Source organism: Pseudomonas sp. B21-051 (assembly GCF_024748795.1).
GTDB lineage: Bacteria > Pseudomonadota > Gammaproteobacteria > Pseudomonadales > Pseudomonadaceae > Aquipseudomonas > Aquipseudomonas putida_A.
In genome coordinates this window covers 3,748,232-3,769,591 of record NZ_CP087166.1, presented here as the reverse complement: position 1 = coordinate 3,769,591, position 21,360 = coordinate 3,748,232, and the positions used below count along the sequence as shown (strand labels likewise).

General features: G+C 60.9%; 20 protein-coding genes and 1 pseudogene. 11 read left to right on the top strand and 10 right to left on the bottom strand.

The window, feature by feature from the left end:
* Positions 1–17: 17 nt before the first annotated feature.
* Entirely contained in the window at positions 18–716 is a 699-nt protein-coding gene (locus tag LOY52_RS16755; protein WP_003226174.1) for a CoA transferase subunit A, read from the bottom strand.
* 273 nt (positions 717–989) lie between these two features.
* Here LOY52_RS16755 and LOY52_RS16750 point away from each other — a divergent pair, with 273 nt between their 5' ends.
* Positions 990–1,865, top strand: a complete 876-nt coding sequence (locus LOY52_RS16750; protein WP_258675107.1) for a LysR family transcriptional regulator — start codon at positions 990–992, stop codon at positions 1,863–1,865.
* A gap of 157 nt (positions 1,866–2,022) precedes the next feature.
* On the opposite strand, the gene LOY52_RS16745 is transcribed toward LOY52_RS16750, so the two are convergent.
* From LOY52_RS16745 to LOY52_RS16730, 4 genes are all read right to left on the bottom strand, one after another.
* Complete coding sequence (locus tag LOY52_RS16745; protein ID WP_258675105.1) at positions 2,023–2,865, bottom strand: NAD-dependent protein deacetylase; 843 nt, start codon at positions 2,863–2,865, stop codon at positions 2,023–2,025.
* 153 nt (positions 2,866–3,018) lie between these two features.
* Entirely contained in the window at positions 3,019–4,065 is a 1,047-nt protein-coding gene (locus LOY52_RS16740; protein WP_258675104.1) for a class I SAM-dependent methyltransferase, read from the bottom strand.
* 196 nt (positions 4,066–4,261) lie between these two features.
* Positions 4,262–5,563, bottom strand: coding sequence for an ATP-binding protein (locus LOY52_RS16735; protein WP_258675102.1), 1,302 nt, complete (start codon positions 5,561–5,563; stop codon positions 4,262–4,264).
* The gene (locus tag LOY52_RS16730; RefSeq protein WP_027611658.1) at positions 5,560–6,300 is read right to left on the bottom strand and encodes a response regulator; all 741 of its coding nucleotides are present in this window, start codon (positions 6,298–6,300) and stop codon (positions 5,560–5,562) included. Before LOY52_RS16730 ends, LOY52_RS16735 begins: the two co-directional genes overlap by 4 nt.
* Before the next feature lie 296 nt (positions 6,301–6,596).
* Between LOY52_RS16730 and LOY52_RS16725 the strand changes: the two genes are divergently transcribed.
* Complete coding sequence (locus tag LOY52_RS16725; RefSeq protein WP_258675101.1) at positions 6,597–6,860, top strand: DUF2790 domain-containing protein; 264 nt, start codon at positions 6,597–6,599, stop codon at positions 6,858–6,860.
* A 43-nt stretch (positions 6,861–6,903) separates the two neighbouring features.
* Here LOY52_RS16725 and LOY52_RS16720 read toward each other — a convergent pair whose 3' ends face one another.
* Positions 6,904–7,365, bottom strand: a complete 462-nt coding sequence (locus LOY52_RS16720; RefSeq protein WP_258675099.1) for a GNAT family N-acetyltransferase — start codon at positions 7,363–7,365, stop codon at positions 6,904–6,906.
* A gap of 228 nt (positions 7,366–7,593) precedes the next feature.
* Here LOY52_RS16720 and LOY52_RS16715 point away from each other — a divergent pair, with 228 nt between their 5' ends.
* Together LOY52_RS16715 and LOY52_RS16710 are read left to right on the top strand one after the other, a co-directional pair.
* Positions 7,594–7,866 (top strand): DUF4242 domain-containing protein, encoded by a 273-nt coding sequence (locus LOY52_RS16715; RefSeq protein ID WP_007962415.1) that lies wholly within the window; start codon positions 7,594–7,596, stop codon positions 7,864–7,866.
* Positions 7,867–7,896: 30 nt separating this feature from the next.
* Positions 7,897–8,709: a class I SAM-dependent methyltransferase gene (locus LOY52_RS16710; RefSeq protein ID WP_258675098.1), complete on the top strand. Its 813-nt coding sequence runs from the start codon at positions 7,897–7,899 to the stop codon at positions 8,707–8,709.
* Positions 8,710–8,841: 132 nt separating this feature from the next.
* On the opposite strand, the gene pcsA is transcribed toward LOY52_RS16710, so the two are convergent.
* A complete protein-coding gene (pcsA, locus tag LOY52_RS16705; protein WP_258675097.1) occupies positions 8,842–9,564 on the bottom strand; it encodes a phosphatidylcholine synthase in 723 nt (240 codons plus the stop codon).
* A 260-nt stretch (positions 9,565–9,824) separates the two neighbouring features.
* Here pcsA and LOY52_RS16700 point away from each other — a divergent pair, with 260 nt between their 5' ends.
* Positions 9,825–10,577, top strand: coding sequence for a tellurite resistance TerB family protein (locus LOY52_RS16700; protein WP_258675096.1), 753 nt, complete (start codon positions 9,825–9,827; stop codon positions 10,575–10,577).
* 88 nt (positions 10,578–10,665) lie between these two features.
* Here LOY52_RS16700 and LOY52_RS16695 read toward each other — a convergent pair whose 3' ends face one another.
* Positions 10,666–11,124 (bottom strand): REP-associated tyrosine transposase, encoded by a 459-nt coding sequence (locus LOY52_RS16695; protein WP_258675095.1) that lies wholly within the window; start codon positions 11,122–11,124, stop codon positions 10,666–10,668.
* 401 nt (positions 11,125–11,525) lie between these two features.
* Between LOY52_RS16695 and LOY52_RS16690 the strand changes: the two genes are divergently transcribed.
* From LOY52_RS16690 to ligD, 3 genes are read left to right on the top strand one after another with little or no spacing between them, the layout of a single operon-like run.
* Complete coding sequence (locus tag LOY52_RS16690; protein ID WP_258675094.1) at positions 11,526–12,905, top strand: iron-containing redox enzyme family protein; 1,380 nt, start codon at positions 11,526–11,528, stop codon at positions 12,903–12,905.
* Positions 12,906–12,914: 9 nt separating this feature from the next.
* Complete coding sequence (locus LOY52_RS16685) at positions 12,915–13,868, top strand: class I SAM-dependent methyltransferase (RefSeq protein ID WP_258675093.1); 954 nt, start codon at positions 12,915–12,917, stop codon at positions 13,866–13,868.
* 17 nt (positions 13,869–13,885) lie between these two features.
* The gene (ligD, locus tag LOY52_RS16680; RefSeq protein WP_258675091.1) at positions 13,886–16,504 is read left to right on the top strand and encodes a DNA ligase D; all 2,619 of its coding nucleotides are present in this window, start codon (positions 13,886–13,888) and stop codon (positions 16,502–16,504) included.
* Here the strand turns inward: ligD and LOY52_RS16675 are convergent, their stop codons facing one another.
* Positions 16,505–16,927, bottom strand: a complete 423-nt coding sequence (locus tag LOY52_RS16675; protein ID WP_408980402.1) for a hypothetical protein — start codon at positions 16,925–16,927, stop codon at positions 16,505–16,507. It abuts the gene before it with no gap.
* A 68-nt stretch (positions 16,928–16,995) separates the two neighbouring features.
* Positions 16,996–17,310, bottom strand: coding sequence for a DUF2388 domain-containing protein (locus LOY52_RS16670; RefSeq protein WP_007962425.1), 315 nt, complete (start codon positions 17,308–17,310; stop codon positions 16,996–16,998).
* Between the two features lie 190 nt (positions 17,311–17,500).
* Here LOY52_RS16670 and LOY52_RS27455 point away from each other — a divergent pair.
* The 3 genes and pseudogenes from LOY52_RS27455 to mqo all read left to right on the top strand — a co-directional run.
* Positions 17,501–18,208 (top strand): annotated as a pseudogene (locus LOY52_RS27455) (MCP four helix bundle domain-containing protein); the annotation flags it as partial.
* A 42-nt stretch (positions 18,209–18,250) separates the two neighbouring features.
* Complete coding sequence (locus LOY52_RS27450; RefSeq protein WP_408980440.1) at positions 18,251–19,114, top strand: methyl-accepting chemotaxis protein; 864 nt, start codon at positions 18,251–18,253, stop codon at positions 19,112–19,114.
* A gap of 535 nt (positions 19,115–19,649) precedes the next feature.
* Complete coding sequence (mqo, locus tag LOY52_RS16660; RefSeq protein WP_041073501.1) at positions 19,650–21,293, top strand: malate dehydrogenase (quinone); 1,644 nt, start codon at positions 19,650–19,652, stop codon at positions 21,291–21,293.
* The last annotated feature ends 67 nt before the right edge of the window (positions 21,294–21,360 follow it).

Genomic DNA, 21,360 nt, shown 5'->3' with positions numbered 1-21,360 from the left:
TTCTCCGTCAGCCTGAATTATTTGCGGATGGTGCGCTGTTCGATGCGCTTTTCGAACGTGCCGCAAATGACCCGGTCGACGTAGATGCCGGGGGTGTGGATCTGCGACGGATCCAGCTCGCCGGGTTCGACGATTTCTTCGACTTCGACCACGGTGATCTTGCCGGCGGTGGCCGCCAGCGGGTTGAAGTTCTGCGCAGTGTGACGGTAGATGACGTTGCCGAAATGGTCGGCTTTCCAGCCTTTGACGATGGCGAAGTCGCCGGTGATGGACTCTTCCATCAGGTACTTGCGCCCGTTGAATTCGCGCACTTCCTTGCCTTCGGCGACCGGGGTGCCGACGCCGGTGGCGGTGAAGAAGGCCGGGATGCCGGCGCCGCCTGCGCGCATTTTCTCGGCGAGGGTGCCTTGCGGGGTCAGGATGACTTCGATGTCGCCCTTGAGCAGTTGCTCTTCGAACAGTTTGTTTTCGCCGACGTAAGAGGCGATCACCTTGCTGATCTGGCGGTCGGTCAGCAGCACACCGAGGCCGAAACCGTCGACGCCGCAGTTGTTGGAGACCACGGTGAGGTCGCGGGTGCCCTTGCGCTTGATCTCGGCGATCAGGTTTTCCGGGATGCCGCACAGGCCGAAGCCGCCGGCGATCACGGTCATGCCGTCTTCAAGACCGGCCAGAGCTTCCTCGTAGGAACTCACGCGCTTGTCGAAACCTGCCATATGCACCTCTTTTATTGTTGGTCGGGCGGCTGGCTAGCCGAATGACTGGAGTGTCGCGCTGGAGAATATATTTGTTAAGTTGATTTTTAAGGTTGATTGATAGATAAAACTCAATAGTGTTGGTTGTTACCCTGTAGGAGCTGCCGAAGGCTGCGATCTTTTGATGTTGTTTTTCAAGATCAAAAGATCGTCCGAACGCGGCCCGAGCCCTCGGCAACTCCTACAGTGGGTACGGCATTTATCCGGCAAATTGCGAACAGAGCGTTATCCAGTATGACCATCAAACAGATCCGCGCTTTCCTCGCTGTGGCCCAGAGCCTGAGCTTCGCCGTGGCCTGCGAGCGTCTGCACTTGTCGCAATCGGCGTTGAGCCTGACCATCAAAGCGTTGGAGGAGGGCCTGGGCGGGCGGCTGTTCAGTCGCAATACGCGCAACGTGGCACTGACCGCCGAGGGCGAATCGTTGCTGCCGCTGGCCCGGCGTCTGATCGCCGACTGGGACAACGCCGAGGACGAAATGCGTCAGCGCTTCAGCCTGCAACGCGGGCGGGTGACGCTGGCGGCGATGCCGTCGTTTGCCGGCAACCTGCTGCCGCCGATCCTCAAGACCTTTCGCGCGCGCTATCCGAACGTCAATGTCACCGTTAACGACGTGATCAACGAGCAAGTGCTGGAAATGGTTCGCGACCGGCACGTTGAGCTGGGTGTGGCGTTCGAACCGATGCAGAACACCTCGCTGACGTTCACCCCGCTGTACATCGATCGCTTCGTCGCGGTGGTACCGCAGGATTCCACGTTGGCCGAGCGCACGGAGATCGACTGGCAGACCCTGCTGCAGGAACCGTTCATTACCCTGCAACGGCCGTCGACAGTGCGGGTGATGCTCGAAGAACACTTGCAGGCCCGGGGCATGAAACTGCCGGTGGAATTCGAAAGTCATCAACTGGCAACCGTCGGGCGCATGGTCGCCAGCGGATTGGGGGTGAGTGCGGTGCCGGCGTTGTGCGCCGAGCAGATGCTGGAACTGGGCGCGCATTGCCTGACCTTGAATGATTCGGTGGAGCGGGCGATTGGTGTGCTGACGGAACCGGGCAATGAGCTGTCTGCGGCGGCGCAGGCACTGTTCGACATCCTCAAAGCCGAACACTGAACCCTGAACCCTGAACCCTGAACCCTGAACCCTGAACCCTGAACTGAGATCCCATCCCTGTAGGAGCTGCCGAAGGCTGCGATCTTTTGATCTTGCTTCTAAAAAACAAAGTCAAAAGATCGCAGCCTGCGGCAGCTCCTACAGGGATTTTCGGCATTCAGGTAGACAAGCGTTGCACCAACAACGGCAGCAGTTGTTCACATGACGCCTCGATCTTCAGATCCAGCAGATCATCGGCGCGGGTCTTGCCCAGATTGATCGCCAGCAACGGCTTGCCGCGATCGGCGATGACCCGGCACAGACGAAACGCCGAATACGCCATCAGCGACGAGCCCACCACCAGCAACCCCGCAGCATTTTCTGCCGCCGCCATGGCCCGTGCTGCCGTCGCCTGCGCCACGTTCTCACCGAAGAACACCACGTCCGGTTTCATTCGTTCGCCCGCGCAATACGGGCATTGTGGAGTCTGAAAGCGCGCTTCGAAGGCCGGATCGAGCAGGGTATCGCCGTCCGGCGCCTGCACCGCATCGACCCCGGCCAGATACGGATTCTGCTCGACCATCCGCTGCTGAATGTCGTCACGCGCGCTGCGCTGGCCGCAATCCAGGCACAGCACCCGGTGCAGGCTGCCATGCAGTTCGATCACATCGTGACTGCCGGCCTGATCGTGCAGGGTGTCGACGTTCTGCGTGATCAAGGCGCTGATCAGACCCCGGCGCTGTAAATCGGCCAGTGCTTGATGCGCTGCATTCGGCCGCGCCTGGCGCACCCGTGGCCAGCCGAGCATTGCCCGTGCCCAGTAGCGGCGACGGGATTCCGGGGCGGCGAGAAATTCCTGATACATCATCGGCTGCCGACCCCGCCGTACGCCCTCACTGTCGCGGTAATCCGGGATGCCCGACGGCGTGCTGATGCCCGCGCCGGTCAGCACCAGGAAATCGCCATCGACCATGGCTTGGTGCAAGGTGTCGAGGTGTTCGCGGGTCGGGCTGTCGAGCATGGTCAGCACTCCGGGGAGGACGATGCCCGCAGGTTAGCATTAACCGTGTGGCGAGGGAGCTTGCTCCCGCTGGACTGCGCAGCAGACCTGTTTTCAGGGTCGTTTCGCAATCCGACGGGAGCAAGCTCCTTCGCCACAGGTGATAGCGGTGATTTACTTGCGCGCCTCCAGAATCAGATTGAACGGCGTCTGCGTCGCCCGGCGAAAGTGCTTGAACCCGGCCTCGACAAATACCTTGCGCAAGCGCATTTCACCGGCCTGCGCACCCAGCCCCAGGCCAACTTCCTGGGACAGCGAATTCGGCGTGCAGATAAAGGTCGAGGCCGCATAGAACAGGCGTCCGACCGGGTTGATGTTGTCGTCCAGCTTATCGTTGGCAAACGGCTCGACCAGCAGCACCGTGCCGTCCTTCTTCAATGATTCGAACGCATGCCGGGCCGCGCCGACCGGGTCGCCCATGTCGTGCAGGCAGTCGAAATAGCAGATCAGGTCATAGTCGTCGCCGGGGTAGCTTTTGGCGTTGTTCTGGAAGAATTTTGCCCGGCTGCTGACGCCGCCTTCTTCTGCGCGCTGGGTGGCGACGGTGATTGACGGCGCGTGATAATCGAAACCGACGAAGCGCGAGTTGGGAAATGCCTGGGCCATGATCACCGTCGAGGCGCCGTGGCCGCAGCCGATGTCGGCGACTTTGGCGCCTGCTTCGAGTTTGGCGACCACACCTTCCAGCGCCGGCAGCCATTCCGCGATCAAGTGACCTTTATAGCCGGGGCGAAAGAAGCGTTCGGTACCGCTGAACATGCACGGATGGTGATCGCCCCAGGGCAGGGCGCCGTTGCCGCGCATGGCTTTGACCAGTTTGTCCTTGTCATGGAAAAACGAGGCCACCACGCCAAGTCCGCCGGCGACGTACACCGGCGAATCCTCGACCGCCAGCGCCAGTGCCTGCTCCTCCGGCAACCGAAACTGGCCATCGTGATGCTCCATGTAGCCGGACGCGACATGCGCGCTGAGCCATTCGCGCACCAGACGCGGGTTGCAGGTGGTTTTTTCGGCGAGGGCTTGCGGGGTGATCGGCTGACTGTCGGCCATCGCCCGGTACAGCCCGAGCTCTTCGCCAACGATGACGTTCGCCAGCATCGCGGCGCCGCCCATGTCGTTGACCAGTTTGCCCATGAATGCGTTGAGTCGTGTTTCGTCCATCACGAGTGCTCCTGATACAGGATCACCGTCCGGTGGCAAAACGTTGTCGAGGCATGGGCCGCAGGGCGGTGGTCACAAAAGTGGGCAGGGCACAGCTGACGTCGTCCTGCATTCCCCTCGACCGGGTACTGAATCAGTCTAGTCTGGCTGGGACAAGATGCAGCGTTTGTGTCCCATGCAGATTCCAGTGTGGGGATCAGCGCAGTGGCAGTTTCAACTCCGCGCACAGTCCGCCACCCTCGCGGTTGCTCAGGGTCAGCGAGCCACCGAGGGCCATGGCCAGTTGCTGGGCGATCGCCAGGCCCAGGCCTGTGCCGCCGGTGCTGCGGTTGCGCGAGTTTTCCACCCGGTAGAACGGCTGCATGACCTGCTGCAACTCCGTCTCGGCAATGCCCGGTCCGCGATCAAGGATCTGGATGCAAAGACCGTCGCCAATATCCACCTGCAACTGCGCGGCACCGGCGAATTTCAGTGCGTTGTCGGTCAGGTTCACCAGCACCCGGCGCAGGGCCTGGGGACGGGTATCGATCACCGCCGCGCTCTTGCCGCTCAGTTGCACGTCCTGGCCCATGTCCTGATAGTCGAACACCAGGCTGTCGAGAAACGAGTCGAGGTCGATGCGCCGGCTTTCCTCGGTCGAGCCGTGGATACTGCGGGCATACGCCACGCCCTCGCGCACCAGATGTTCCATCTCGCCGAGGTCATTCCACAGTTTGTCTTTCTCGACCGAGTCGTCCATGAACTCTGCGCGCAACTTCATGCGGGTGATCGGGGTTTGCAGGTCATGGGAAATCGCCGCCAGCAGTTGCATGCGCTCCTTCAGATACGCAGCGATGCGCGCCTGCATCGCGTTGAAGGCCCGCGCGGCGTAGGCCACTTCGGTCGGGCCGTGTTCGTCGAGCATCACCGGGTGCGCGTTGGGGTCGAGGGATTCCACGGCATTGGCGAGGCGGGCGAGGGGGCGTATGGCAATGCGCACCGCCAGCCAGGTGCAGGCGATCAGCAGCGCCAGTTGGCCGAGCAATACCCCCGGCAGCCACGGCGACAGCGGCGGCATGGCCGGACGCACATCGATGGTCAACGGGCTGCCGTCGCTGAGGCGCAAATGGGCCTGGAAGTGTTTTTTCTCCGCGGGAAAACGGCTGAAGGACAGCGGATGGGCGCCGCCAATTGCACTGCTGATCGAGGTCGCGGCCACCGGTACCTCCTCGGCGTCGAGCGGGGCGCCGGGGTCGCCGTTGTCCAACCGATAATCGTAATTGGTGCGAGCCAGTCGTGGCAGCCAGGCGGGTCGTTCCTGCGCGGGCAAGCGGTCGAGGATCGCAATCGACGTCGAAACGTCGTTTTGCATATTGCTGAGCATGGTGCTTCTGGCGCTTTGGAAACGTTCGTAATACTGCGCGCCAAACGACAGGGTCTGGGCCAGGATCAGCCCGACCAGAAAGATCAGCGACAACCGCGAAGCCAGGGTGCGTGGCCAATGCAGCTTGAGACTCATGCCGAGGCTCCGAGGATCTCCACCGGCAGCGAAAACACATAACCCTCGCTGCGCACGGTCTTGATGTAGGCCGGTTCACGCGCATCATCGAGCAGGCGCTGGCGCAAACGGCTGACCAGCAGATCAATCGAACGGTCGAACAGATCGGCCTCGCGGCCCTGGGTCAGGTTGAGCAACTGATCACGGCTGAGTACCCGTTGCGGATGATCGAGAAACACCCGCAGCAAACGGTATTCGGCGCCACTGAGGGCGACCAGTGTGCCGTCATTGTCCAGCAGATGCCGGGCCGAGGTGTCCAGTTGCCAACGGCCGAAGGCCAGCAGGCGACCGCTTTCGGTGACCACCAGATTCGGTGGCAGCATGCGAGTGCGCCGCAGCACCGCGTTGATCCGCGCCAGCAGTTCGCGGGCGGCGAACGGCTTGGTCAGGTAATCGTCGGCGCCCATTTCCAGGCCGATGATGCGGTCCGTTTCATCGTTGCGCGCCGTGAGCATCAGCACCGGCGTGGCCTTGTGTTTGCCCACGCGCAATTCGCGGCACAGCTGCAGGCCATCGTCGCCGGGCATCATGATATCGAGCACAATCAGGTCGACGGTGTTGGCTTCGAGAAAACTGCGCATCTGCCGGCCATCGGCGACCACGGTGGTGCGCAGGCCGTTCTTCTTCAGGTAATTGCCGACCAGCTCGCGGATCTCGCGATCGTCGTCGACGATGAGGATGTGATCGACATGTTCCATCGGTGCAGAACCTCTATCAAAGGGCAATGCCATGCAGTCTATCGAGCCTGCGCCGGCTTGCCTGCCCGGGTTTGTATTGCAGTGTATCTGGCGTAATGGCGGATACACACACATGCAAAAACGCGATTTTTTCAGGGTTTTGTATCGCTGTGTATCTCCGGGCGGCGGGGATACACAGTGATTGATAGCGGCCGTTTCCTGACACAGACGCGATACCTCACGCGCCTCAAATAGGCTCCATCGAGGCCCACACAGTTTGCCTCGGCTCAACCCATACAAGCCTTGAGGAAACCACCATGACGCACAAAACCGTTGTCGCCGCCTGCCTGTTCGCCGCCCTGAACATCTGCACCCTGTCGGCCCGGGCCGAAGCCGATGTCAGCCCGCACACCTACACCTACGGCACGCACCTGGACATCCAGAAAGTGCTATCGATGACCGAAGACAACGCGGTGACCTGCGGCATTATCGATGCGCGCATGACGTATCTGGATTCGGCCGGAAAAACCAAGGTGCTGGATTACCGCAAATTCGCCGATGGCTGCAACAACCAGAACTGAGTGCTCAGATGCATCGACAGTCACCGCCGCACACATCATTGGCTCACAGGTCGCGCACCATGAGCCATTGCTCGTTGTCCCAGGCGCGAAAGCGCTCCAGCACTGTCCAGCCGCGCTTGGCGTAATAGTCCTGCTTGTTCTGTGTGTGCAGATAGAAACGCGCGAAGCCGCGCTGTTTCGCCGCCCGGCTGACGCCATCGATCAACCGCTCTGCCAGCCCCTGGCCACGAGCTTGCGGGCTGACAAACACGCACGCCAGCCACGGGCCGAGATCCGGACGCAGGGCCAGGTCCGCCCGGGCCAGCGCCGCACCGCCGAGCAGGCGCTCGCCGTCCAGCGCAATCAGGCACGACCAGTCGCCATTGTTCTGGCCGGCAGCGAACTCGCGTTGCCAATCGGTCAAGGGTTGCTCGGCATATTCGTAGGCGAACTGGCGGTGGATCCACGCGGCGTAAGTGTCGCTGTGCAGCGGGTGATCGACGAGCCATTCAAGACGCAGGGACATGATGGAATCCATTCACGGAACACGGGAAGGCATAAAAGCCGATTGCCCCATGCAATGGCAATCTCGAAGTGTCTCGAGGCCTTTACAAAAAGCCGCCATTCATCGGCCAGGCCGCGGTTTTCCGGGCTCTTCTGACGATTGGCAGGGACGCCATCGACCCTCGGCGCGATAGTGGATGAGCAGGGCCACTGCCGACCCTGTCACTGATAAAAAGAACGCGAGGTTGCCATGCCGAAATTCGTGATTGAACGCGAGATTCCAGGGGCCGGAAAGCTGTCGCCGCAAGAACTTCAAGCCGTATCGCAAACCTCCTGCCAGGTGTTGCGTGAACTCGGGCCACAGGTGCAGTGGCTGCAGAGTTACGTCACTGCCGACAAAATCTATTGCGTCTACATCGCCCCTGACGAAGAACAGGTGCGCGAGCACGCCAGGCTGGGCGGGTTCCCGGCCAACAGCGTGGCGCGGGTGATGACGGTCATTGACCCGACCACGGCCGAATGAAGTTCTTCAACCTGCTGCGGAGCACGATTGATGAGTACTCCCATTGACCTGACGGGCCTGAAAGAACGCCAGAAAGTCGCCTGGGCCAGCGGCGATTACGCGGTGATCGGTACCACCTTGCAGATCGTCGGCGAAAACCTCGCCGAGGCCTGCGACCTGCACTGCGATGAAGAGGTGCTGGATGTCGCCGCCGGCAACGGCAACGCCACTCTGGCAGCGGCGCGGCGTGGATGTCAGGTGACCTCGACCGACTATGTCGCGGCGCTGCTGGAGCGGGGACAGGATCGGGCACGGGCTGAACATCTGGAGGTGATTTTTCAGGTCGCCGATGCCGAAGCGTTGCCGTTCGCCGACGAGAGTTACGACGCGGTGCTGTCGACCTTCGGCGTGATGTTTGCCCCGGATCAGGCGACTGCGGCGGCGGAACTGGCGCGGGTCTGCCGAAGGGGCGGGCGCATCGGTCTGGCAAACTGGACGCCGGAAGGTTTCGTCGGCCAGATGTTCAAGGTGCTTGGTCGCCACGTCCCACCACCCCCCATAGCCCAGCCACCGTCGAACTGGGGCACTGAAGCGTGGTTGCACAGCCACTTCAATGAGCGCGAGTTTCTGCTGCAGGTCACCCGCCGCACCTTCAACTTCCGCTATCGCTCGCCGGCGCATTTCATCGACATTTTCCGCCACTGGTACGGGCCGGTGCACAAGGCCTTTGCGGCATTGCCTCCGGAAAGCGGGCAAGCGCTGGAGAGTGATCTGGCGGATCTGCTGACCCGCTCGAACCGGGTGGGAGAGAAGTCGCTGGTGGTGCCGAGCGAGTATCTGGAGGTGGTCATCACCAAACGCTGAAACATCAATTAAAACCCCGTGTAGGAGCTGCCGCAGGCTGCGATCTTTTGATTTTGGTTTTAAAAAGAAGATCAAAAGATCGTCCGAACGCGGCCCGAGCCTGCGGCAGCTCCTACAGGGTATAGGGTGGATTTACTTCAGAGGCGGCCGATCAAACCACTCCAGCGCCGTACGCCAGATGCAGATCCCCAGAAAGTACGCCGACGCCAGCAGCCACAAACCCATCACCAGCGGATTGATCACCGGGTGATTGAGCACCAGCGACAGGCTGCACAACAGCCAGATCGCCGTCACTGCGATGTTGATCGGCATGAACCTGCGTACGCGGAACGGGTGCAGGAACTTCATGCGGGTCACGGTCAGCAGCGCCAGACCGATGATGGTCAGAAAGGTGATCCACGGCCCCGGATTGATGATGTACAGGCACAGCGCGACCACGTTCCATGCGGCGGGGAAACCGACGAAGTAGTTGTCCTTGCTCTTCATGTTGACGTTGCAGAAACAGAACAGCGACGACACCAGAATCAGCGACACGCTCAGCAGCAGGGTGTAGTCGGGCAGGGGAATGTAGCGATAGATGAACAGGGCCGGAATGAACACGTAGGTCAGATAATCGATCACCAGATCGAGGATCGAGCCGTCGAAACTCGGCAGCACCGATTGCACATTGACCTTACGCGCCAACGCCCCGTCGAGACCGTCGACAATCAATGCCACGCCCAGCCACATCAGGCAGTGAGTCGGCTGGTTCTCCAGCAGGGCGAGGGTCGCCAGAAAGGCTGTGACCACGCCGGTCGCGGTAAAACCATGGGCGCCCCATGCTTTGAGCCTGGCGATGTGTACGGTCGATATCACAGGGGCGTTCTCCAGAAAAATGAAGCATGCCGGGTATCACCCTTGAGCAAAGGGCGCCGGCAAACCGGGTCGGGGTTGCAGCTATCGACCGGTTTGGCCGGGATAAGGTTCACCACCTTTGAATCTTAGCTGCCCGCACAAAAAATACCTCGGCGAAATCTGCCAGCGGCAGCCGGCGTCAGCCAGACGGTGCTGGCGCGCTGGCATCGGCGGTCTATTGTTGCCTGACGCATTTATTGCCAATGGCTGAGGACGAGATCATGAACACCAGTGATTTGCTCGAACAACTGCTACGGGGCCAGGCCTCGGCGGGACAACAAGGTGCTGGATCGGCCGGCGGTGGGCTGGGTGGGTTGGGCGGCTTGCTTGGCGGTCTGTTGGGCGGCGGTGCGAGTACCGGCGCCAGTGGCGCGCAGTCTGGTGGGCTGGGCGGTTTGGGTGGATTGCTGGGGGGCTTGCTTGGCGGTGGCGGCAGCGGTGGATTGGGTGGCGCGCTCGGCGGCGGGGCGCAAAGCCGTTCCAGCGGCACCAATTATGCAGCGCTGGCCTCGCTGGGGATGATGGCGTTCCAGGCGTATCAGGCCTGGCAACGCAGTCAGGCTTCGGCGGCGCCACAACAGATTCCGCAAACGGCGAATCTGCTGGCCGGGCCCGAAGTCGAGGAACACGGGCATGCTGTGCTGCGGGCGCTGATCGCGGCGGCCAAGGCGGATGGTGAGATCGACCCCCGGGAACGGCAGATGATCGATGAAGAGATTGGCAAACACACCGACGATCCACAATTGCAGCAATGGTTTGACGCTGAAGTTGCCAAACCGCTGGATGCGAACGAAGTAGCCGAGGCGGCCAACGGCGACCCGGCGACGGCCGCCGAAATGTACCTGGTCAGCGTGATCCTGGTCGGCGACCAACAGGGCGCCGAACGCGACTACCTGGATGAACTGGCGGCGGCGCTGCGGATCGATCCGCAATTGCAGGTGCATCTGGAGCAGCAGGCCAAGGGGACGGTTTAAAGCAAAATCAAAAGATCGCAGCCTTCGGCAGCTCCTACAGAGGCGAATTCCAATGTAGGAGCTGCCGAAGGCTGCGATCTTTTGATCTTCAGAGCCAGATTGCGTCCCACAACGGGTAATCACCCAAGCGCTGTACCAGACCGGCCCGCAATGGATTCATGACAATGTAGCGGGCGGCCGCTTTCAAATTTTCATCGCGACGCAAGGCCCGGTCGTGATAACCGCGCTGCCACAGCGGCTCCGAATTGCCTCGCAGCAGGTTGACCGAGCGACTACTGCGCGATTTGACGCGGCACATTAATTGCGCCAGAGAGCCTCGCTTGAGCTCGATCAGCCAATGCAAGTGATCAGGCATGACCACCCAAGCCAAAGACACGACCAATCCTGCCTCATCTGTCGCGCGCATCTGTTCAACCAACAGTCGTCCGATTCTCCAGTCGCTAAACACCGGTCGACGTTCCTTAACCACCGCCGTCAGCAAATAAACCCGCTCAACCTCCGAATAGCGTCCCCTGCGTAAACCGCAGGCTTTTGCAGCTTCAGGCATTCCATTGCCCTCCGTAACCATCGTCCTTCAACACTAGCTGCCCTATGACAGTTCACGAACCCAAGCCATTTCACGATGTAAATGTAGGAGCTGCCGAAGGCTGCGATCTTTTGATCTTGATCGTAAAAGACAAAATCAAAAGATCGCAGCCTTCGGCAGCTCCTACAGTGATCAAGTGATCAAGTGATCAAGTGATCAAGTGATCAAGTGATCAAGTGATCAAGAAGCCAAGAGGACAAGAGGCCAGTGATCAAGAGGCCAAGTGAAAGAGAATTGGCGCTAATCAGGCCGTCCGTCAGGGCAATTTTCATGTCGATTGAATTTTTCTCCGTAGTGGTTGCTCTGCTGATGTAGAGGCGTGAAACAACGCCCTGACCGGCCAACCGAACGAGAACACTGACATGACTGCCCTGACCCCTCTGCAGGCGCCGAGTGCGCAGCAACAGCCCATCACTGCCGACGGCGATCTGCGGCGTATTTATGAGGCACTGCTGCTTGAGGATGCGCCTGAAACCCTCGCGCAGGATTTTCTCGCCGAGCAGTTGCAGCGTGCCGCGCTGTTGCCCGAAGAACTTCCGCAGGATCCGTCGGCGTGGCAAGGCTGGGTCGCCGAACATTGCACAGAAGTTGCCCGGCAGTACGCCGATTACCTGCAACAGCGCCAGGCCGGCGGACCGCGTCAGTTCTTCAGCAACAAGGCTCACGCGCTGTACTTTCTGCAAGCGGTGGCGCCGACCAAACTGGTGGATGGCGCGTGGCTGTACGGTTTGTTGGCGCAGTGGCGCGACCCGCGTTTCGACGGGTTGCTGTGTACCTATCTGGAAGAACTCGGCGACGGCAATCCTGCGCAAAACCATGTGGTGATCTACCGCAAACTGCTCGCCGAACACGGTTTGCAGGACGCCAGCGCGATTGCCGATGAACGCTACCTGCAAGGTGCGCTGCAACTGGCACTCGGTGCCTGCGGCGAAAGCGTGCTGCCGGAGGTAATCGGCTACAACCTCGGCTACGAACAACTGCCGCTGCACTTGCTGATCAGTGCCTATGAACTCAGTGAGCTGGGCATCGATCCGTACTACTTCACCCTGCATGTGACCATCGATAACGCCAGCACCGGCCATGCGCAAAAAGCCGTGCAGTCGGTGCTCGACCTGTTGCCGCTGGAAGCCGATCGCGGCGAATTCCTGCGCCGGGTATCGCTGGGCTATCGACTCAACGACCTGGGGCAGGGCAGTCGCGCGATCATCGAGGGTTTTGACCTGGAGCAGGAAGTGCTGGCGATGCTCGAACGCAAGCGCCCGTTTGGTCAGCACATGCATTCCGACTACTGCCGTTTCGAAGGCAAAACCGTCAATCAGTGGCTGGCCACTCCCGAACAGCTACCTGGTTTCCTGCAGGCAATGCAGGACAAAGGCTGGATCAAACGCAATGAAGATCCGCAAGCCAGCCGTTTCTGGCAGTTGATCGATGGCGACGGGGCGGCGATGTTCGGCGTATTCAGTCCGTATGAAAAGCAGCTGCTGCACGACTGGATTGCCGGCGACTGGACGCCATTCGACCAACGCAAAGCACCACGGCGCAGTCGTCAGGTCGCCACCCCGGACGCCGCCGTGCCCGAACACGATCCCGATGTGCAGCGCCTGATGTCTGCCCTGCAAGGTCAGGACGGACACGCGCAAATGGCCACGCTGATCCCATGGTTGTCACCGGCCCGCCATGCCCACCCGGCGGGACTGCTGGCGACACGTCGCTTCATCGAACTCAAATCCAGTCTGCGCTAAGGAAATCCCATGAATCAGGAAGAACAACTGTCCGCCAATGACCTCACGCTGCTGCAACTCGGCCGGCGCTTGCAGGCCGACGGCTACCAGTTCATCACGCCGACGCCATTGACCCATCAGAGGGTCAACCAGCGTGACGAAGGGCAGGTGGCTGATACCTTGCGCGACGTGTTCGGCTGGTCGCGCCCGTTTGAACCGGGGTTGCTGTCCGCCGATGAACAGCGGCAATTGCAGGAGGCCCAAGTGATTGACGTCTACGACGGCCGCCTGAAAAGCCGGGTGCGCTGGTCGAGCCTGGATGACTTGCTGTTCGTGCATTCTGGCTTCCCAACCGCTGCCGCCGACTCGGTGTTTTTCGGCCCGGACACTTACCGGTTTGCACAGCTGATTCACGCGCATCTGCAACAAAGCTTTGCGCCGATTCAGCGCGCGGTGGACATCGGTTGCGGTGCCGGCGTCGGCGCGATTCTGATTGCCCGCGCACGGCGTGAAGCCGAAGTGCTGGCGGTGGACATCAATCCCGCCGCGCTGCGCCTGACCGCGATCAATGCGGCATTGGCCGAGGTCGCTAATGTTGAAGTGCTGGCCAGTGACGTGCTGCAGGGCACCGACGGCAACTTCGACCTGATCGTCGCCAACCCGCCGTACATGGCCGATCCGGCCGGTCGTGCCTATCGGCATGGCGGTGGCTCGCTCGGCGCTGGATTGTCGCTGCGCATCGTTGAGCAGGCGCTCAATCGGCTGGCCCCCGGTGGTTCATTGCTGCTCTACACCGGCGTGGCGATGGTCGATGGCCGCGATCCGTTTTTCGATACGGTGGTGCCGCGCCTGGATTCGACGCGATTCGGCTGGACCTATCGCGAACTGGATCCCGACGTGTTCGGTGAAGAATTGTTGAACCCCGGTTACCAGCGAGTGGACCGGATCGCCGTGGTCGCGCTGACCGTGACCCGCATTGGCTGACACAAGGCAGGTGCGCCATGACCAGGAACCTCGACGACTACAACCGCATGCGCGACTTTTCCGCGACGTCGGAACCCGCCGCGGTCAAACGCCGTGGCCGCAGCAAGGCCACTGAGCATGCGCTGCAGTTCTGCATCCAGAAGCACGACGCTTCGCACCTGCATTACGACTTTCGCCTCGAACTCGATGGTGCGCTGAAGAGCTGGGCGGTGCCCAAGGGACCGTCGCTCGATCCCAAGGTCAAGCGTTTGGCAGTGCACGTCGAAGACCATCCGCTGGATTACGCGACGTTCGAGGGCAGCATTCCCGAAGGGCATTACGGCGCCGGCGATGTGATCGTCTGGGATCGTGGCGTGTGGATTCCGCAGGAGGATCCGGCCAAGGCTTACGCCAAGGGCAAACTCAAGTTCGAGCTGCAGGGCGAAAAGCTCTCCGGGATATGGAATCTGGTGCGCACGCACATGCCGGGCAAGAAGGAAAACTGGTTTCTGATCAAACATCAGGACAGCGCCGCGCGCCCGCAAGACGATTACGATGTGCTCAGTGCGGAGCCGGACAGCGTGCTCAGCGAACGCACCCTGATCAGCAAACCCAAGCTCGCCGCCGAGCAAGTCAAGCCGGTGAAAAAGGCCCCGGCGAAACCGCGCAAAGCGGCATCCGGGACGCTTACCGGTGCGCGCAAGGCCAAGCTGCCGGCGCAGCTCAAGCCGGAACTGGCGACGCTGGTCGACAGCGCACCCGAAGGGCAGTGGAGCTACGAGATCAAGTTCGACGGTTACCGGATCATGGCGCGCATCGATCACGATCAGGTGCAACTGTTCACCCGCAACGGTCACGACTGGACGCACAAACTGCCGCAACAGGCGCAAGCCCTCGCTGAGCTGGGGCTTGAATCGGCATGGCTGGACGGCGAAGTGGTGGTCACCAACGAGCAGGGTGTGCCGGATTTTCAGGCGTTGCAAAACGCCTTCGAAGCCGGGCGCAGCGGCAGCATCATGTACTACCTGTTCGACATGCCGTACCTCAACGGTGTCGACCTGCGCGAAGTGCCGGTCGAGGAGCGCCGCGCTGCGCTGTCCACGGTACTCGGTGGGCATGAGCAGCCGTTGCTGCGCTTCTCCGAAGCCTTCGATGAAACGGCGGACGCACTGCTCAACAGCGCCTGTCAGATGCAGATGGAGGGGCTGATCGGCAAACGCCTCGGCTCGCCCTACGTGTCGCGGCGCAGCAGTGACTGGATCAAGCTCAAGTGCAAGCATCGGCAGGAATTCGTGGTCGTCGGCTATACCGATCCGAAAGGCGCGCGCAGTGCCTTCGGCGCGTTGTTGTTGGGCCTGCACGATCGCGACAGTGGCGAGTTGCGCTATGCCGGCAAGGTCGGCACCGGTTTCAACGAAACCACACTGAAAAGCATCCTGGCCCAGCTCAAGCCGTTGCAGGTGAAGAAGTCCGCCGTGGTCAATCCGCCCAGCGGCTTCGAAGCCAAAGGCGTGCACTGGCTCAAACCGAGCTTGTTGGCGGAAGTGGCGTTCGCCGAAATGACCAAGGACGGCTCAGTGCGTCACGCCGTGTTTCATGGTTTACGCAATGACAAACCCGCCAAGGCGATTACCGAGGAGCGCGCGAAACCCGTGAAGACTTCAGCGAAAGCCACCCCGTCGAAGAAAACTGCTTCGTCGAAGAAAGCTGCAGAATCAAAGAAAGCTGCTGAGCCGAAGAAAGCTGAACCGGCGCCGTCCCAGCTGGGGCTGGCCAGCGGCAAGGTGCGCATCACCCACCCCGATCGGGTGATCGATGCGGTCAGCGGCACCACCAAGATGCAACTGGCCGAGTATTACGCCAGTGTCGCCGAATGGATTCTGCCGCAACTCAAGGATCGCCCGGTGGCCCTGGTACGGGCGCCGGACGGCATTGCCGGCGAACTGTTCTTCCAGAAAAACGCCGAGCGCCTGGCGATTCCCGGCATCACGACGCTGGACAAGGACGTCACCGGGCAACCGGTGATGTTGATCAACAACGCCGAAGCGCTGATTGGCGCGGTGCAAATGAGCACCGTGGAGCTGCACACCTGGAACGCCACCACGGTCGATCTGGAAAAACCGGACCGCTTCGTCCTCGATCTCGACCCGGACCCTGCGCTGCCCTGGAAAAGCATGGTCGAAGCCACCGCGTTGACCCTGACCGTACTGGATGAACTGGGGCTCAAGGCCTTTCTCAAGACCAGCGGCGGCAAAGGCATTCACCTGGTGGTGCCGTTGACCCGCAAGCACGGTTGGGATGAGGTCAAAGACTTCAGCCATGCGATCGTCAGTCACATGGCCAAGCTGTTGCCGGAACGCTTCTCCGCAGTGTCCGGGCCGAAAAATCGTGTCGGGCGGATCTTCATCGACTACCTGCGCAACGGCCTGGGCGCCACCACCATTTGTGCCTACGCGGCGCGCACTCGTGAGGGACTGCCAGTGTCAGTACCGCTGTTTCGCGAAGAGGTCGCCGAGATCAAGGGCGGCAATCAGTGGAACATCCGCAATGTCCATGAGCGTCTGAACGAGGTCGGCGACGAGCCGTGGGCCGACCTGAAGAAAACCCGCCAGAGCATCACTGCGGAGATGCGCAAGCGGGTTGGCATGAAAAAATGATCAGGTGTCGCGCAGCAAGTCGTGGGCGTTGAGCAGTTCGAAAGCGATTTCGGGGTGGTTGTTCAGGCCCCGACGAATGGCCGCCGGGATTGACTTGCGGGTCTTGCGGCACAGTCCCGGCAGCGCCTCGATCTGAATCTCGATGCCGAGCATGCTGCGCACCTCATGAAACCCCGGAGCGACTTCCACGCGCAGGCCCAACTGCTCGTGCATGCGCTGTTGCAGATGCCGCAAGTCCGCAAGGTCTTTGAGTTGTTCCAGGCGGGTGAGGAGGATTTTTTCCTGCTCGCGGGTCAGGCGCAGAATGCGCAGATCCGTGCCCGGCGTTTCCAGCAACGCGTCGCGCCCGCAATCGCAGGCGCCGGGCGGGCAGGGTGAGCGCAAAGGCGCAGGAGGCGCAAGAGTCGTCATGGCCTCCATCATAGAGGCCGTCAGACGGTTTTGCCTATGCGCCCTCAGCTGCCGTCCATCGGCCGCTGCATCCCTGGCAACTACTGATTCAGGCCTTCGTAATGCACCAGAATCGCGTTGGCGAGGTCTTCATCGCTGGCATTGAGGCCGGGGTTGTCGTGCCGCACCTGTTGCAGTACCGACTCAAGATAAACCCCACGGATGGCCCCGCCGCTGGCGACGAACGCTGACAGGTCGTCGCGCGCCGGGATCACCATTTTGTGATCCTTGAAGGTCGAGTACAGCGAAGCGGAAACGCCCGCCGAGGTGGCGACATCGCCGGCGTCGACACGGGCCAGAGCCGAGCCGACAGGGAGGCAGAGCAGGAGAGAAGAAATGAGCACTAACTTGCGCATGACGATGTTCCTCCACAAGCGCGAAGCAAAAAGGAAGGACTACATAATCTCAGAGGTGCGACCTTTGCCGGAGTTCCGTTCGAACACGCCGATACTTGCTGAAACGCTCTGAAGCGGCACATCTGCACAAATAAGCTTAACTGAAATCCTGAAGGGCGCATTCCGGCGCGCCTCAGGGGAGGAACCCACCGTGTCGATCAAATTGCGTTTGCTGCTGCTGATTGCCACCAGTCTGTTGACGGCGCTGATCGTGAGTCTGGTCAGCTATGTGGGGAATACGCGCATGTCCGCAGCGGTGAACGACAACGCGGTGAGCATGACCGCGCTGCGCAATCACATGGAAGCCGACATGATGCACGATGCGCTGCGGGCCGACGTGTATTCGGCAATGCTGGTCGGCTTGGGCAAAAGCACCGGCACGGCCGCAGAGGTGCAGGACTCGATCAACGAGCACGCCACGCATTTTCGCGAAGTGCTGGAAGAAAACCTCAAATTGCCGGTCAACCCGACGATCAAGTCTGCGCTGGAACACATAAAACCCAGCCTGGACACCTACATTGCAGCGGCCGAGCGCATTGTCGGCCTGGCATTGGACAACCCGGACAGCGCGCAACGGGAGCTGGGCACGTTCAATGCGGCCTTCAGTCAGCTCGAAGAGCAGATGGCGGACCTCAGCGAACTGATCGAAAGCAACACCCGTGACACCAGCCAGGCTACCGAAAGCGCTATTCGCAACGCCAACATCGCCCTCGGCGCAGTATTACTGGCCAGTCTATTGCTGTTGTTGGCGCAAGGGCGCTGGGTGACCCGCAGCATCATGGGCCCGCTGAAATCCGCCAACCAGATCGCGCAGAGCATCGCCCACGGCAATCTCAGCGAGCCGATCAGCGAACCGCCCGGCAAGGACGAGGCCAGCACGCTGATCCGCAGTCTGGCGACCATGCAGCGCGACCTGCGCAACATGATCGACATCGTTCGGCGCAATGCCCATGGGGTCAGCGGCATGAGTGAGCAACTGAGCCACGGCTGCCATCAGGTCGCCGACAGCAGTCAGCAGCAAAGCGCCGCCGCCGGTACCATGGCTGCTGCTGCCAGCCAGATGACCGCCAGCATCGAGGAGATCACCCGTCACGCCGAACGTGCGCTGGGCATGGCCAATCAGGCCGAATCGCTGGCCAAGAGCGGCGGGCAGGTGATCCATCAGGTGGTCAGCGACATGGACGACATCGCCCGCTCCGCGCAACAGTCGGCGCAGGTGATCCGTACGCTGGATCAGGAATCCGAAGGCATCTTCAACATCATTCAGGTGATCAAGAGCATCGCCGACCAGACCAACCTGCTGGCACTCAACGCCGCCATCGAGGCGGCGCGGGCCGGCGAGCAGGGCAGGGGCTTTGCCGTGGTTGCCGACGAAGTGCGCAGCCTGGCGGCGCGCACCAGCGCCTCAACCCAGGAAATCGCTGCGATGGTCGCACGCATCCAAAACAGCACCCGCGAGGCGGTCAGCAGCATGGAGGCCGGCGTCGCCCAGGTCGACAAGGGCATGGCGGTCACGGCTGAAGTCGAACGAGCGATACGCGAAATCCTCGACGCCACCCTCAGCACCACGCAACTGGTCAACGACATCACCCGCACCATCGGCGAGCAAAGCCAGGCCAGCAACGAAATCGCCCATCAGGTGGAAATGATCGCCGGGATGTCCGAAGGCAACAGCAAAGTGATCGGGCAGACGGCCAATACCACCGATGAACTGTCGAGTCTGGCGGGGGCGTTGGCGTTGTCGGTGGATCGGTTTCGGTTGTGAGGGCGTGGTTGGGACAGATCCGGCCTCTTCGCGAGCAGGCTCGCTCCCAAAGAAGAAAAGACATTCACAAGGTGGGGGCGAGCCTGCTCGCGAACGGCATACCAGACACCGTATCCGGCCGCGACACAACGCAAGATTGTTGAAAGGCTTCAGGTAGCAGGTTCATTGAGGTCATGTTCAGCCGAGGCCGGCCGATAACGCCCACAGCGGAAAAAGACTCTCAAGTCGGGAACAGACGCGCGGGTTTGCCCTGACGTGATATTCTTCGCGCCAACTTGGTTTGACCTTATTCGGTTTGCCTGCCTTTTGGGCGGGCTGACGGAATCCCTGTCGCTCAAGTAGCTGAAGCCAATAATGATAAGAAGTCAGTTCAGAAGGGACATTAACTGAGGTCGATGCGGTACGTCGGCCTTGTGTGCCCACCCGTCAAAATTGAAGTGTGCCGGAATCTGCGACGCGAGCCTGAGCGTCATCAAAGCGGATCGCATACTGATAACAGCGGCGGGCGGAAGGCGTTTTATCATAGGTGCAACGGATGTTTAAGAAAGTGAACACAGCCTTGCTCGGGCTGGCTTTGGCGATGGGGATGTCGTCCGCCAATGCTGCAGAAGCAAAGAAAGTCGACGTTCTGCTGATCGGCGGCGGCATCATGAGCACCACCCTGGGTGTGTGGATCAATGAGCTGGAACCGAGCTGGTCGATGGAAATGGTCGAGCGTCTCGATGGCGTCGCCCTGGAAAGCTCCAACGGCTGGAACAACGCCGGTACTGGTCACTCTGCCCTGGCTGAGCTGAACTACACCCCGGAAGACGACAAGGGCAACGTGACGATCCCGAAAGCCGTCGAGATCAACGAAGCGTTCCAGGTCTCCCGTCAGTTCTGGGCCTGGCAAGTTCAGCAAGGCGTTCTGAAGAACCCTCGCTCGTTCATCAACACCACGCCGCACATGAGCTTCGTGTGGGGCGATGACAACATCAAGTTCCTGAAAAAGCGCTACGAAGCCCTGCAAGCGAGCCCGCTGTTCGCCGGCATGCAGTACTCCGAAGACCCGGCTGTGATCAAGAAGTGGGTCCCGCTGATGATGGAAGGGCGTGACCCGAACCAGAAAATCGCGGCCACCTGGAGCCCGCTGGGTACCGACATGAACTTCGGCGAAATCACCCGCCAGTTCGCCGGTTACCTGCAGACCAAGCCTAACTTCGACCTGAAACTGTCGAGTGAAGTCGAAGACATCACCAAGAACGCCGACGGCACCTGGCGCGTCAGCTACAAAAACCTGAAAGACGGCACCAAGACCGAAACCGACGCCAAGTTCGTGTTCATCGGCGCTGGTGGCGGCGCTCTGCACCTGCTGCAGAAGTCGGGCATTCCTGAAGCCAAGGAATACGCTGGCTTCCCGGTCGGCGGCTCGTTCCTGGTGACCGATAACCCGGCCATCGCCGAGCAGCACCTGGCCAAGGCCTACGGTAAAGCTTCGGTTGGTGCACCGCCGATGTCGGTTCCGCACCTGGACACCCGTGTTCTGGACGGCAAGCGCGTCATCCTGTTTGGCCCATTCGCGACCTTCAGCACCAAGTTCCTCAAAGAAGGCTCGTACCTGGACCTGCTGACCAGCACCACCACCCACAACATCTGGCCGATGACCAAGGTCGGCATCAAGGAATACCCGCTGGTCGAGTACCTGGCCGGTCAACTGATGCTGTCGGATGAAGACCGTCTGAACGCGCTGAAGGAATACTTCCCGAACGCCAAAGCCGAAGACTGGCGCCTGTGGCAAGCCGGCCAGCGCGTGCAAATCATCAAGCGTGATGAAGCCGCTGGCGGCGTGCTGAAACTGGGCACCGAAATCGTTGCTGCACAAGACGGCTCTATCGCCGGCCTGCTGGGCGCATCGCCAGGCGCGTCGACCGCTGCACCGATCATGCTGAGCGTGCTGCAGAAAGTCTTCAAAGACAAAGTCGCCACCCCTGAATGGCAAGCCAAGCTGCACCAGATCGTGCCAAGCTACGGCACTCAGCTGAACAACGATCCGGCCAAAGTGGCACAAGAGTGGGCGTACACCGCCAAGATCCTCGAACTGCCAACGCCGCCGGTCATCGGTCAGGCTGCTCCGGCTGCACCAGCAGCTGAAAAAGCTGAAGCACCGAAGGAAAATGCTGCACGTGACATGGCTCTGTAACTAGACGCCATTCGCACAAAAGCCCACTGAGCCGGTAACGGTCAGTGGGCTTTTTCATGCCCCAAAT